This is a genomic window from Telmatospirillum sp. J64-1 (assembly GCF_006980715.1).
Classification (GTDB): Bacteria; Pseudomonadota; Alphaproteobacteria; order Rhodospirillales; family Magnetospirillaceae; genus Oleiliquidispirillum; species Oleiliquidispirillum nitrogeniifigens.
Window position 1 is genome coordinate 48,233 of record NZ_SBHN01000022.1, and the last position, 12,895, is coordinate 61,127.

Below are 12,895 nucleotides of genomic sequence, written 5' to 3' on the forward strand. Positions count from 1 at the left end.
CCATGGCGGCCATCGGCGTCATCCTCCATCCCAGCGGCAGCCATACCGAGGAATTGCTCGGCGCCTTCGCCGAGGAATTGCGGGACCGGGGGGTGCGCGTCGGCGGCCTGTATCAGCGCAGCGGCACGGACCCCAATGGCAAGAGCCGTATGGAACTGGTCGACATCGCCGAAGGAAAAGTCTATCTGATCTCGCAGAATCTGGGCCGCTTCTCGCAGGCCTGTTGCGTCGATCCGGGCGGGCTGGCCGATGCCAGCATGGTCCTGCGCCGGGACATGGAGCGCGGCCTGGATCTGCTGATCATCAACAAATTCGCCCGCCACGAATCTCTGGGGCGCGGCCTGACCGCCGAATTGTTCGAAGCCGTAAGCCGCGGCATCCCCGTCCTGACCGCCGTCTCGCACCGCTACAAGGCGGCCTGGGACGAATTGACGGATTGTGCGGGCGACATCCTGGCGGCCGATCCGGACGCCCTGCGGTCCTGGTGGGCGAAAGTACAGAAGGAGGCCCCTCGGCCATGAAGGTTTTCGGTCTGGCGGGCTGGAGCGGCAGCGGCAAGACGACGCTGCTCATCGAGCTCCTGCCCCGGATCATTGCGCGCGGCTTCACGGTATCGACGATGAAGCATAGCCATCACCGTTTCGACATGGACCAGCCGGGCAAGGATTCCTTCCGTCACCGCGAGGCCGGGGCCAGCGAGGTGCTGGTCGCATCCTCCTCGCGCTGGGCGCTGCTGCATGAATTGCGCGACGAGGAAGAACCTTCGGTCACCGAACTGATCGGCCGCATGTCGCCGGTGGACCTGCTGCTGATCGAAGGCTTCAAGAGCCATCCCCACGACAAGCTGGAAATCCACCGTCCCTCGGTCGGCAAGCCGCCGCTCTGGCCCCATGATCCCCATGTGGTCGCCGTGGCCTCGGACGAAGGGCTTGACGGGCTGGGCGTACCGCTGTTCGATCTCAACGATGTGGATGCCATCGCCGATTTCATCCTGAAACGCACGGGGCTTGTGCCATGACCTCCTGCACCCCGCCCGACGCCTTCGCCCCCGGCAAGGACATGCTGCGGACCCATGATGCCTTGCAGGCGCTGCTTTCCGCCGTCGCGCCGGTCGCCGAGACCGAGACGGTCGGCCTGTTCGAGGCGGCCGGACGGGTGCTGGCGCAGGATGTGGTCTCGGACCGCGCCGTGCCGCCCCATGACAATTCCGCCGTGGATGGCTGGGCCGTCTTCCATTCCGACCTGAAGGAAGAAGGCGGAACCCGCCTGCCCGTCGGCGGCCGCATCCCGGCGGGCCATGTGCTGGACCGCCCCGCCCGGCCGGGCGAAACCTTCCGCATCTTCACCGGCGCCCCGGTTCCCGCAGGCTGCGACACCATCCTGCCCCAGGAAGTCTGCGCCGAGGAAAACGGCGTCGTCACCCTGCCCTTCACCAAGAAAGGCGCCAATCTGCGCAAGGCGGGAGAGGATATCCAGGCGGGCAGCGTCATCCTGCGCGCGGGTACCATCCTGCGCCCCCAGGAGATCGGCCTCGCCGCCTCGATCGGGCGCGGCTCGCTATCCGTCTTCCGCCGCCTGAAGGTCGCCATCTTCTCGACCGGCGACGAGGTGCGCGATCCCGGCCAGGAGGCGGAGCCCGGCGCCATCTACGATTCCAACCGCTATGTGCTGTGGAGCCTGCTGCGCGGCATGGGCTGCGAGGTCACCGACCTGGGCATCGTCAAGGACCGCCCGGAACTGGTGCGCGAGGCCCTGACGCAAGCCATGACGGGTTTCGACGCGGTGCTGACCTCTGGCGGCGTGTCCACCGGCGAGGAAGACCATGTGAAGGCCGTGGTCGAGGATCTGGGCTCGCTGCATTTCTGGCGCATCGCCATCCGTCCCGGGCGCCCGCTGGCCTTCGGCCAAGTGGGGGCGACACCCTTCATCGGCCTGCCGGGCAACCCGGTCGCCACCATGCTGACCTTCCTGATCTTCGCCCGCCCGTTGCTGCGCCGCATGATGGGCATGCCGGACAGCCTGCCCCGTACCTATCCGGCCATCGCCGATTTCAGCTTCAAGAAGCGCGTGGGGCGGCGGGAATGGCTGCGCGGCAGCCTGTACCGCGCCGAGGACGGCCGCGTGATGCTGCGCCGCTTCCCCTCGGAGGGGTCGGGCATCCTCACCTCGATGGTGGCCTCGGACGGCCTGATCGTGCTGCCGGAGGACCTGCCCGCCGTCGAGCCGGGCACCCTGCTCGACTTCCTGCCCTTCTCGGAAGTGCTGGGCTGATCAGAACAGCCCGGCCACGGCGCAGCCGCAAGTCGGGCAGGTCAGCGAAAGCTCGGACAGGATCAAGCGCTTTTCCTCGGGCGTCAGGCGGCGGCCGGCTTCCTTTTCCAGCATCTCATCGACCTCGGCCAGCAAGGCCACATGGTCGTCATCGGGACCGCCGCAGGCCGATTGGCGCAGGGCCTGGAGATGGGGCGGCGCGTCCTGGATGGACAGGGCGTGGACCGGACGGGTCGCGGCCAGGGCGCCCAAGGCCCCGGCCAGGCCGATGATCCTGCGGCGGGTATAGTCGGCCATTCCGCTTCTCCTCAATTCTCGTGGGGCAACCAGGGCAGAGTGACGAAATCCACCCCCTCTTCCGCCAGTTCGCGGCTTTCCTCGGGCGTGGCCTGGCCGTAGATGGCGCGCGGGTCGGTCTCGCCGTAATGGATGCGGCGGGCCTCGTCGGCGAAACGATCCCCCACATTGTCAGCCTTTTCCTCGATCTGACGGCGCAATTCCACCAACGCCTTGCGCATCTCGGCAGCGGCACGGGCAGCCTTGTCCTCCTCGCCCTTGCGCGCCTTCTCGGCATTGCGGCTGGACACCACATTGGGCGCCATCGGCGCCTTCACGACATCCCGATTGCCGCAGGACGGGCAGGAGACTTCGCCCGCCGCAGCCTGAGCCTCGTAACTGGCCCCGTCACGGAACCAGGCTTCGAAAACATGGCCACCGCCACATCTCAGATTGAAGACGATCATATTTCCTAGCCACCGAATCAGCCATCCAGGTCCTTTACAGGAGCATGAAGAAGGTTACAAGGTGAAGGATATAGGAGCGAAAGGAGCTTTTTGCATGCATGCCGTCCCTGCCCCGCCCTCCCCCTGGGTCACCCGCTTCGCGCCGCTGATCCGTCCCGGCGGGCCGGTGCTGGACCTGGCCGCCGGACTGGGGCGCCATGGCAGGATGTTCCTGGATCGTGGCCATCCTGTGACCATGGTCGACCGCGATATCGCCGGATTGTCCGATGCGGCCGGGGCCGAGGTGATCGCCGCCGACCTGGAGGACGGTTCGCCCTGGCCGCTGGTGGGCCGCCGCTTCGCCGGCATCGTCGTCACCAATTACCTGCACCGCCCCCTCTTCCCGCTGCTGGCCGAAAGCCTGGAGAAGGACGGCGTGCTGATCTACGAGACCTTCGCGCTGGGCAACGAGCAATACGGCCGCCCGCGCAATCCCGACCACCTGCTGAAGACAAGCGAGTTGATCGACCTGCTGCATGGCCGCCTGACCATCCTTGCCTTCGAACAGGGGCGCACGCCCAAACCAAGCGTGGTGCAGCGAATCTGCGCGATTCGCGGGGACGGACCGGCGCCGCTGGCATAAAGAATATAATCCCATTGCACTGTCTCGGGCGGAAGCGTATTTCCGCGCCGCATGGGGGTGCCGCCTTCGGTCCGGCGGCCATGTCTTTCGAGGCAGTGACACATCTTGCAGCACGACAAATTCGACTTGCCGCTGGCCGGCACGGGTCTTTCCGCGCGGGATGACGCTCTCCGTCCCGATCCCTGCGAAGAGGCCCTGGCGGCGGGCTGGGCGATGCGCGAGGCCGGCACCTTCGCCGCCGCGCTCGCCCGTTTCGAAGCCGCCATCGCCCTCGACCCGCAGCGGGCCGAGGCGCGCGGCGCCTATGCCGAGATGCTGATGGAATTGGGCCGCCCGGCCGAGGCGGCGGAAGCGTTCGGCGCGGCCTTCGCGCTCGATCCCTCCTGTTCGCTATGGCTGACCGGGCAGGCCGAGGCCTTGTCCCAGGCGGGACGGCGCGGTGAGGCCATCGCCGCCTGGGAACTGGCGCTGCGCCTGCGCCCGGACAGCCCGCGCGCCCATCTCTGCCTTGCGCGGCTGCTGCGCGAGGAAGGCCGCAAGGACGAGGCCCTGGACCATTACCGCGAAACGCTGCATTTGCAACCCCGCGACGCCGAGGCCCGGCTGGAACTGGCGACCCTGCTGTCCGAACTGGGCGACCTGCCGCAGGCCGCAGCGCTGCTGCAACGCCTGCTGCGCGACGATCCCGAAGCCGCCGCCGCCCATTTCCATCTCGGCCGCGTGCTGCTGGACATGCTGGAAGTCGAGAAGGCGGCGCAATCCTTCGCCCGCTATCTGGGTCTGGAACCGCAAGACCCGCGCGGCGCCTGCGCCTTGCTGGCCGAAGCGGAAAGCCGCATGCCCACCGCCCTGCCGCGTTCCTATGTGCGCTGCCTCTTCGACCAGTATGCCGACCGCTTCGATGCCAATCTGACCGGCAACCTGAACTATCGCGGCCATATCCTGGTGGCCGAGGCGCTGCAGCCCTTGCTGACGGAACCCCGCGACATCCTCGATATCGGCTGCGGCACCGGCCTTGCCGCGACCACCCTGCGCCCCCTGGCGCGGCGCCTGCACGGCATCGACCTGTCGCCGCGCATGGTCGAGAAAGCCGCCGAGCGCGGCCTCTACGATCATCTGGCCGTGGGCGAGGTGGTCGAGGCCCTGTCGCCCCTGGACAGGGAATGGGAGGTGATCGTCGCCGCCGACGTGCTGGCTTATCTGGGCGACCTGGCGCCGCTGCTGCGCGCCGCCCATGGCGCCCTGAAGCCCGGCGGCCTGTTCGTCGCCACGGTGGAAAGCTGCGAGGACCAGGACGTCTTCCTGAAGCCGACCCGCCGCTATGCCCATAACGCCGCCTATATCCGCCGCCTCGCCGAAAGCTGCGGGCTGGAGACCGTCTCCATGGACGCGGTGGTGGCCCGGACGGAAAAGAATCAGCCGGTGCCCAGCCTTCTTTTCGTGTTGCGGAGGGTTTAGAGCCGGTCGCGGAACATGGCTACAGGTTGAATGACATTGCGAACGAATTGCACTTGCGCCAAGTGAGGCTCCTTGGCTATGCTTCCTTCAGCCGCTGCAAGGAGCCTCACTCGTGATCGTCTGCGTCTGCAACAACCTGAACGAAAAGAAGGTCAACCAAGCTATTGGCGCAGGCGCCTGCTCCGCAGCACAAGTCTTCAAGCATACCGGCACCCGTCCGCAATGCGGCCGCTGCCTGACGCATATGCGTGACATGCTGGTGCGCGAGAATGAAGCGCGCATGCTCGAGATGAAGATGGCGGCCGAATAAAGGCCCCCAACTGCCGAACAACCCGGCAGACAGACGGCCCGGCGCTGGCTATTATTCCTTCATGCGCCCTCTTCCCACTCTCCGACAGCTCCGTTATCTGGTCACCGTCGTCGAACTGCGCCATTTCGGCCAGGCGGCGGAAGCCTGTTTCGTCACCCAATCGACCCTGAGCGCCGGCATCCAGGAACTGGAAGACATCCTGGGCGTGGTGCTGATCGAACGGACAAGACGCAAGGTCCTGCCGACGCCGCTGGGCCTGGAACTGGCCGAACGCGCCCGCCGCGTCCTGCGCGAGGTCGAGGACATGGCAGAACTGGCCCAGGCCTCCCGCCAGCCTTTGACCGGCGAAATCCGCCTGGGCGTCATTCCGACCGTCGGCCCCTTCCTGCTGCCCAAGGTCCTGCCCGCCCTGCGCGAAACCTATCCGCAGCTAAAACTGTTCCTGCGCGAGGAACAGACGGCCCGCCTGCTCGACCAGCTATCGGCCGGGGACATCGACCTGGCGCTACTGGCCCTGCCCTACGATGCCCCCGATGCCGAATTCATGACAGTCGGCCATGACCGTTTCCTGGTCGCCCTGCCCAAGACCCATCCCTTGGCGCGGGCCGGGCATATCGCGCCCGAAGACCTGGACGTGCAGGACATGCTGCTGCTGGAAGAAGGCCATTGCCTGCGCGAGCATGCCCTGAGCGCCTGCCATCTGGTGGCCGACCGCAATGCCCAGGCGATCCAGGGGACCAGCCTCTATACCCTGGTGCAGATGGTCGCCAGCGGCCTGGGGATCACCTTCCTGCCGGAAATGGCCCTGGACTCCGACATTCTGAAAGGCGTCGACGTCGCCCTGCGCCCCTTGAGCGACGAGCATGCCGGACGCGGGATCGGCCTGGCCTGGCGCCGCTCGTCGGGCCGCAAGGCCGAATTCCGCCTGCTGGGAGAATTCCTGAGAACGCAGCTGGATTACAGGAACGCCAAGGTGATCACGCCGTAGCGGGCGGCCTTGCCGATCGTGACCAGCAGCAGGAACAGGCGGAAATCCACGCGCAGGATGCCCGCCACCACGGTCAGCGGGTCGCCGATGATCGGCATCCAGGACAACAGCAGGGACCAGCTTCCCCAGCGCTGGAACTGAGCCGTGGCGCGGTCCAGCGCCTTGCCCTTGACCGGGAACCAGCGGCGGTCCCGGAAGTGGACGATATAGCGCCCCAGCAGCCAGTTCACGACCGCCCCCAGCACATTGCCGATGGTGGCGACGGTGACCAGCAGCACGGGATCGAAGCCGCCCGCCGCCAGCAATCCCGCCAGCAGGGCTTCTGATTGGGCAGGCAGCAGGGTCGCGGCGATGAAAGAGGACAGAAAAAGGCCGCCATAAGCGGCAAAGGCAGTCATGACTCGGCTTCTTATCCCCCACGCCCCGAAACTGTCGAGGAATTAGGGAGTCGCCAAGCCCTTTTCGATCAGATACGAGCGGAAACTCAGATCGCCCTTGACCACGTCGTCGATGATCAGCCCTGCCAGCTCCTCCAGGCCGTCGCGGATCTCGAAGATGTCGGCGCCATCCAGGAAATGGCCGAGAAAGCCCCGCACCCGCCCCAGAAGCTGGCGATGAAACTGCGCATGCTCCTCGGCGCCGGGGAAACGTGCGCTGTTGAGGACCATTTCTTCGGCGGCGAAATGTAACTCGCAGACCTCGCTGAAGACGATCATCAATTCCCGGCAGCGTGCGGTATTTCCTGCCTCGGCGGCCAGACTGATATCGTTCAGGATATCGATGATGATGCGATGGCTGTCGTCGATCTGGGAATGCCCTGTCCGCAATCCATCGAGGAAACGAATGCTGACCATGTTCCGCCCTTCACACTGTATAGCCTTAGTGTGAAGGCAACCCACATTCGTGGGAAGACATGCGGAAGTCGTTTATACGAAGGGATAGAGCCCTTCATCCATAATCTCATGAAAAATAACAGTTCACATCTGCTTCTTGAACTGAAGCTTCCCCTGCCCCAGGTCTGGATAAATATCCGTTCTCCTCCGTGGTAAAACTTCCGTCGGGGCGCTCTTATGCCCCGACGTTTTGTCATATGCTTGTAAGGTCTTTCCCCTATACAGTCACGCTTTCCTTGTTTCGGCGGGCATCTGGACCAGCCCCCCCAGGCCCAGGAAGGCGGGATAGGGATGGGTGATGACGAAGACCGGAATCTGCGCCAGATAGTCCTGGAAGCGCCCCTTGGCTTCGAAGCGCGCACGGAAATCCGACGCCAGGAAGGCCGTCATCAATTGCGGGATGATGCCGCCCGCCACATAGACTCCGCCCCGCGCCCCGACCGACAAGGCCATGTTGCCCGCCACCGTGCCGAACATGGCGAAGAAGATCTGCAGGGCCTCCATGCAGATCGGATCGGTCTCGTCGAGCGCACGTTCCGAGACCATGCCCGGCGAGAGATGCTTGCGCGGCTTGTTCTCCAGCGTGCACAGGGCGTGATAGATGTTGGTCAGGCCGGGGCCCGAGATCATCCGCTCGGCCGAAACATGGCCGAATTCCCGCGACAGCACCTCGATCACCGCCGCCTCCCGTGCCGTCAGGGCGGGCATGGTGACATGGCCGCCCTCGGTGGGCAGGGCAATCCAATCCGCGCCGTGGGGGACCAGCACCGAAACACCCAGCCCGGTACCGGGGCCCAGCACGGCGATGGGGGCGTCGGCGACGGCATGTTCCGCCATGCCGACGCGGACGCGCTGCTTCTTGGTCAGATGCGGGACGCAAAGCGCGATGGCGGTGAAGTCGTTGACCACCCGCAGATGATCCAGGCCCAGATGATCCCGGACGCCGCTGATGGAGAAGCTCCAGGGATGATTGGTCAGGTCCACCCGGTCCTCCGTGACCGGCGAGGCCACGGCAAAGGCCGCCCGCACCGGCCGCAAGGGCGGCTTCACCTCGTCCAGGTAAACCGCGGCGGCCACCTCGGGGCCTTGATGTTCGTTACAGCGGAACACCTTGATGTCGGAAACCTCTCCCCCCGGCCAGGCCAGGGCGAAGCGGGCATTGGTGCCGCCGATATCGGCGATCAGACCGGGAACCACATCGTCGCGCATGTCATCCCTCTTCCACAGAATAGGGGGCCTGGCGCAGGGCGGACAGGAAGCTTTCCCGCCAGCGGTCGAGCGAGGAATTGCGCACCGCCCGCATCATGTCCGACCAGCGTTCCCGCCTCTCGTCGTGGTGCATGGACAAGGCCGCATTGATGGCCTCGGCCACGCCTGCTTCGTCGTAAGGATTGACCAGCAGCGCGGCATGAAGCTCGCGCGCCGCTCCGGCGAAGCGTGATAGAACCAACACGCCAGGATCGTCGGGGTTCTGCGACGCCACGTATTCCTTGGCGACGAGGTTCATCCCGTCACGCAAGGGGGTGATCAGGCAAGCTTGGCTGTTGCGGTAGAACCCGGCCAGCACATTGCGCTCGAAGCTGGAGTTCAAATAATGCAGCGGCGTCCAGCCGACCTGGGCGAAACGGCCGTTGATATGCCCGGCCAGGGCTTCGAGATTGCGCCGGATACGCAGATATTCCGGCACGTCGCTGCGCGATGGCGGGGCGATCTGCATCAGGCTGACCTTGCCGCGCCATTGCGGGTAATGTTCCAGAAGATTGCCGAAGGCCTTGAAACGCTCGGCCAGGCCCTTGGAATAATCCAGCCGGTCCACGCCGATGATCAGGCGGCAGTCGCGCAGGCGGCGCTTCAGGGCCTGCACATCCTCGATCTCGTCGGAATTCTCGGCGGCATCGACGATGATGTCCACGTCGATGCCGATGGGAAAGACCTCGGCCTTCAAGGTACGGCCGAAAGCCTGGACCATGCCGTTGGACAGCACTTCCCCGCGCGCTTCCAGGGTGATGTAGTCGTGGAAGGCGCGCAGGTCGTTCTCGGTCTGGAACCCGACCACGTCATAGGCGCAAAGCGAGCGCGCGATGCGGTCATGGCCGGGCAAGGCCAGCAGGATTTCCATGGCCGGAAAAGGGGTGTGCAGGAAGAACCCCATGCGCTGCCGGACCCCCAGGCGGCGCAATTCCTCGCCCATGGGGATCAGGTGATAGTCGTGTACCCAGATATCGTCATCCTCGCGCAGCAGCGGGAAAAGCTGGTGCGCGAACAGGGTGTTGACACGAAGATAGCCGGTGTAATTCTCGCGGTTGAAATCGGCCAGACCCAACCTATAGTGAAAAATAGGCCAGAGGGTGCGGTTGGCGTAACCGTTATAGTATTCCGCATGATCGCGTCGGCTGAGGTCGAGCGTGGCGAAGGTCACAGGACCTTCCTCAAGTATTTGCGGCGCCGAAGGAGTCTGGGCGCTGATCTTGCCGCTCCAACCGAACCAAATGCCGCCATTCTGCTGCAAGGCTTCTTGCAGCGCGACCGCAAGGCCGCCGGCACGGGTGGTCCCGTCAGGCACGGCAACGCGGTTGGAAACGACCACCAATCGTTTCACCTGGGCCTCCTTTCAGGATGGCATGCTTACGCACTTCCCCTTCAAGATAGGATAGGAGTCAAGGCTTTTCTACCCGCCCACTAAGGGCGAAGGGATTGATAAAGCTCGAAATAACGCTGCGCGGAGTGGTTCCAGCCGAAATCCTGGGCGAAGGCGGCATCGACCATCCGGCTCCATTGATCGGGCTGGCGGTACAGCGCCAGGGCCCGCTCGAGCGTCCATTCCAGCGCCGGCATGGTCGCCTCGTCGCAGACGAATCCGGTCGCGCTGCCGTCGCTCAGGCTGTCGAAAGCCGCATCCGTCACCGTATCGGCCAACCCGCCGGTGCGATTGACCAGCGGCAAGGTGCCGTAGCGGAAGGCATAGATCTGGGTCAGGCCGCAGGGTTCCGAACGGGACGGCATCAGCAGCAGGTCGCCCCCCGCCTGCATGCGATGGGCCAGTGCCTCGGAATAGCCGATGCGGGCGGCAACCTGTTCCGGATGACGGAGGGCGGCGTCTCGGAAGCCTTCTTCCAGCCCGCGTTCGCCGGTTCCCAGAACCGCGAGTTGAGCACCTCCGGCCACAAGCCTGGGCAGGGCCTCCAGCACCAGATCCATCCCCTTATGCCAGTTCAGGCGGCTGATGATGACGAAAAGCGGCGCATCGGGCGTCTCGGGCAGGCCCAGTTCCCTCTGGAGCGCGGCCTTGTTCGCCGCCTTGCCCCGACGATCGCCGGGGGCGAAAGGATGCAGCAGATGGGGATCTGTTTCCGGCGTCCAGACACTGTAATCGGCGCCGTTGAGGATGCCCACCAGATCGGCCGAACGGTGGGACAGCAGGCCCTCGAAACCGCAGCCATGGGGGGCGGACTGGATCTCGCGGGCATAGGTCGGGCTGACCGTTGTCAGCTTGTCGGAAAAGACCAGCCCCGCCTTCAGGAAGGAGAGATTCTGCCAGAACTCGAAGCCTTCCGGCGTGTAGAGCGACCAGGGCAGGTCCAGTTGCGGCACCCGCTCCGCCGGAAAGATGCCCGCATAGGCCATGTTGTGGATGGTGGTGACGCTGGCGGTATGGGTCTCGCCCCAATATTCCAGGTAAGCCGGAGCCAGACCCGCCTGCCAGTCGTGACAATGCAGGATGTCGGCGCGCCAGCCGATGGGAGAATTTTCCTGGGACAGCCGTGCCGCCACCCAACCCAGCAGGCCGAAGCGCAGATGGTTGTCGGCCCAATCCGACCCGTCCGGCGCCTGATAGGGGCCGCCGTCCCGGTGATAGAGGGCCGGGCAGTCGATCAGCAGCACCAGGCACCCGCTGTCCGGCATCCGCCCTTCCACCAGCCGCACCTGCCCGATGGGAAAGGGATGGGACAGATCGGCCAGCACCCGGGCATCCTCCACCCCCTCCAGGGCGGCGGGATAGCCCGGCAGCAGGATGCGCGTTTCCACGCCCAACGCATTGAGGGCGGGAGGCAGGGCGCCACTCACATCGGCCAGGCCGCCCGTCTTGATCAGCGGATAGGCTTCGGAAGTGACGAACAGGACACGCATCGGGTTGATCTCCTTGCCGAAAAGGGCGTCAACCCTAGCCCAAGGACGGGGCTTTCGGAAGGCCCCTTACCATATGTCAGAAGGGCATTTGGCAGAGGGTCGCGCGCTTGACTTCTTGGGCGGGTATGGCACCGTCAGGACGACTTTTGGCAAGGGAGCGAGGGATGTTTCAAGGCGACAGGTCCGGTTCCATCGACACCGAAATCAACCAACGCACCCGCCGCACCTTAGCCCTGATCCTTGCCGGTGGCAGAGGGTCGCGGCTGAAGGCGCTGACCGATTGGCATTCCAAGCCGGCCATCCCTTTCGCCGGCAAGTTCCGCATCATCGACTTCACCCTGTCGAACTGCATCAATTCCGGCATCCGCCGCATCGGCGTGCTGACCCAATACAAGGCCCATAGCCTGATCCAGCACGTGCAGCGCGGCTGGGGCTTCCTGCGCGGCGAGTTCAACGAATTCGTCGAACTGCTGCCCGCCCAGCAGCGGACCACCGGCGAGAACTGGTACAAGGGCACCGCCGATGCGGTCTTCCAGAATCTCGACATCATCCATGCCCATGACCCGGAATTCGTCCTCGTCCTGGCCGGCGACCATGTCTACAAGATGGATTACGGCCGCATGCTGGCCGCACATGTCGCCCGTGGCGCCGACGTCACCGTCGGCTGCCTGGAAGTCCCGGTGGCCGACGCCACCAGCTTCGGCGTCATGGCGGTGGATGACGAAGACGTCGTGATCGAATTCGAGGAAAAGCCCGAGAATCCGAAATCCATCCCCGGCCGCCCGGGCATCGCCCTGGCCAGCATGGGCATCTATATCTTCAATGCCCAATTCCTCTACGACCACCTCGCCAAGGATGCCGATTTGACCGAATCGGCCCATGACTTCGGCAAGGACGTCATTCCTTCGCTGGTCGGGCGCTACAAGGTGGTCGCCCACCGCTTCCAGGATTCCTGCGTGGTGGAAGAGGACAAGGAACCCTATTGGCGCGACGTGGGAACGGTGGACGCCTATTGGGAAGCCAATATCGACCTGACCACCGTCACCCCGGCCTTGAACCTCTACGACACCGATTGGCCCATCTGGACCTATCAGGCGCAACTGCCCCCGGCGAAATTCGTCTTCGACGCCGACAACCGGCGCGGCATGGCGGTGGATTCCATGGTGTCCGGCGGCTGCGTGGTTTCCGGCGCCACGGTGCGCCGTTCCATGCTCTTTTCCAATGTGCGGGTGAATTCCTATTCGGTGGTCGAGGATTCGGTCCTACTGCCCGATGTGGATGTCAGCCGCCATTGCCGCCTGCATCGCTGCGTCGTCGATTCCGGCTGCCATATCCCGGCGGGCCTGGTGGTCGGCGAGGATCCGGAAGAAGACGCCCGCCGCTTCTACCGCACCGACAAGGGCATCACCCTGATCACCCAGAGCATGCTCGACGCGTTGGAATAAACGAAACGGCCTTTGGCCCGCCACGTCCTTCGAGACG

General features: G+C 64.9%; 15 protein-coding genes. 8 read left to right on the top strand and 7 right to left on the bottom strand.

Annotated elements, in window-relative coordinates:
• Positions 1-2: 2 nt before the first annotated feature.
• From EPD66_RS18660 to glp, 3 genes are read left to right on the top strand one after another with little or no spacing between them, the layout of a single operon-like run.
• Entirely contained in the window at positions 3-521 is a 519-nt protein-coding gene (locus tag EPD66_RS18660) for a DUF2478 domain-containing protein (protein ID WP_185961502.1), read from the top strand.
• Positions 518-1,018 carry a molybdopterin-guanine dinucleotide biosynthesis protein B gene (gene mobB, locus EPD66_RS18665; protein WP_142850025.1) on the top strand — a complete coding sequence of 167 codons (501 nt, stop codon included), beginning with the start codon at positions 518-520 and terminating at the stop codon, positions 1,016-1,018. Before EPD66_RS18660 ends, mobB begins: the two co-directional genes overlap by 4 nt.
• Complete coding sequence (gene glp, locus EPD66_RS18670; protein WP_142850026.1) at positions 1,015-2,271, top strand: gephyrin-like molybdotransferase Glp; 1,257 nt, start codon at positions 1,015-1,017, stop codon at positions 2,269-2,271. Before mobB ends, glp begins: the two co-directional genes overlap by 4 nt.
• Here the strand turns inward: glp and EPD66_RS18675 are convergent, their stop codons facing one another.
• Positions 2,272-2,568 carry a hypothetical protein gene (locus EPD66_RS18675; protein WP_142850027.1) on the bottom strand — a complete coding sequence of 99 codons (297 nt, stop codon included), beginning with the start codon at positions 2,566-2,568 and terminating at the stop codon, positions 2,272-2,274.
• Between the two features lie 11 nt (positions 2,569-2,579).
• On the bottom strand, positions 2,580-3,014 hold the full coding sequence (locus EPD66_RS18680) for a DUF1178 family protein (protein WP_142850028.1): 435 nt from the start codon (positions 3,012-3,014) through the stop codon (positions 2,580-2,582).
• A gap of 94 nt (positions 3,015-3,108) precedes the next feature.
• On the opposite strand from EPD66_RS18680, the gene EPD66_RS18685 reads away from it, so the two are divergent.
• The 4 genes from EPD66_RS18685 (at position 3,109) to EPD66_RS18700 (ending at position 6,392) form a co-directional block, all read left to right on the top strand.
• Positions 3,109-3,636: a bifunctional 2-polyprenyl-6-hydroxyphenol methylase/3-demethylubiquinol 3-O-methyltransferase UbiG gene (locus EPD66_RS18685; RefSeq protein ID WP_142850029.1), complete on the top strand. Its 528-nt coding sequence runs from the start codon at positions 3,109-3,111 to the stop codon at positions 3,634-3,636.
• Positions 3,637-3,741: 105 nt separating this feature from the next.
• Entirely contained in the window at positions 3,742-5,094 is a 1,353-nt protein-coding gene (locus EPD66_RS18690) for a tetratricopeptide repeat protein (protein WP_142850030.1), read from the top strand.
• A gap of 112 nt (positions 5,095-5,206) precedes the next feature.
• On the top strand, positions 5,207-5,404 hold the full coding sequence (locus EPD66_RS18695) for a bacterioferritin-associated ferredoxin (protein WP_142850031.1): 198 nt from the start codon (positions 5,207-5,209) through the stop codon (positions 5,402-5,404).
• Positions 5,405-5,465: 61 nt separating this feature from the next.
• Entirely contained in the window at positions 5,466-6,392 is a 927-nt protein-coding gene (locus EPD66_RS18700) for a hydrogen peroxide-inducible genes activator (protein WP_142850032.1), read from the top strand.
• Here the strand turns inward: EPD66_RS18700 and EPD66_RS18705 are convergent.
• The 5 genes from EPD66_RS18705 to glgA form a co-directional block, all read right to left on the bottom strand.
• Positions 6,362-6,790, bottom strand: a complete 429-nt coding sequence (locus tag EPD66_RS18705) for a YqaA family protein (RefSeq protein ID WP_142850033.1) — start codon at positions 6,788-6,790, stop codon at positions 6,362-6,364. The two genes, EPD66_RS18700 and EPD66_RS18705, sit on opposite strands and share 31 nt — an antisense overlap.
• A gap of 42 nt (positions 6,791-6,832) precedes the next feature.
• A complete protein-coding gene (locus EPD66_RS18710) occupies positions 6,833-7,246 on the bottom strand; it encodes a hemerythrin domain-containing protein (protein WP_142850034.1) in 414 nt (137 codons plus the stop codon).
• Between the two features lie 264 nt (positions 7,247-7,510).
• Positions 7,511-8,494, bottom strand: a complete 984-nt coding sequence (locus EPD66_RS18715) for a glucokinase (RefSeq protein WP_142850035.1) — start codon at positions 8,492-8,494, stop codon at positions 7,511-7,513.
• Between the two features lies 1 nt (position 8,495).
• Positions 8,496-9,884 carry an alpha,alpha-trehalose-phosphate synthase (UDP-forming) gene (gene otsA, locus EPD66_RS18720; protein ID WP_142850036.1) on the bottom strand — a complete coding sequence of 463 codons (1,389 nt, stop codon included), beginning with the start codon at positions 9,882-9,884 and terminating at the stop codon, positions 8,496-8,498.
• Between the two features lie 80 nt (positions 9,885-9,964).
• The gene (gene glgA / locus EPD66_RS18725; RefSeq protein WP_142850037.1) at positions 9,965-11,413 is read right to left on the bottom strand and encodes a glycogen synthase GlgA; all 1,449 of its coding nucleotides are present in this window, start codon (positions 11,411-11,413) and stop codon (positions 9,965-9,967) included.
• A 164-nt stretch (positions 11,414-11,577) separates the two neighbouring features.
• On the opposite strand from glgA, the gene glgC reads away from it, so the two are divergent.
• Positions 11,578-12,858, top strand: a complete 1,281-nt coding sequence (gene glgC, locus EPD66_RS18730; RefSeq protein WP_142850038.1) for a glucose-1-phosphate adenylyltransferase — start codon at positions 11,578-11,580, stop codon at positions 12,856-12,858.
• Positions 12,859-12,895 lie beyond the last annotated feature (37 nt).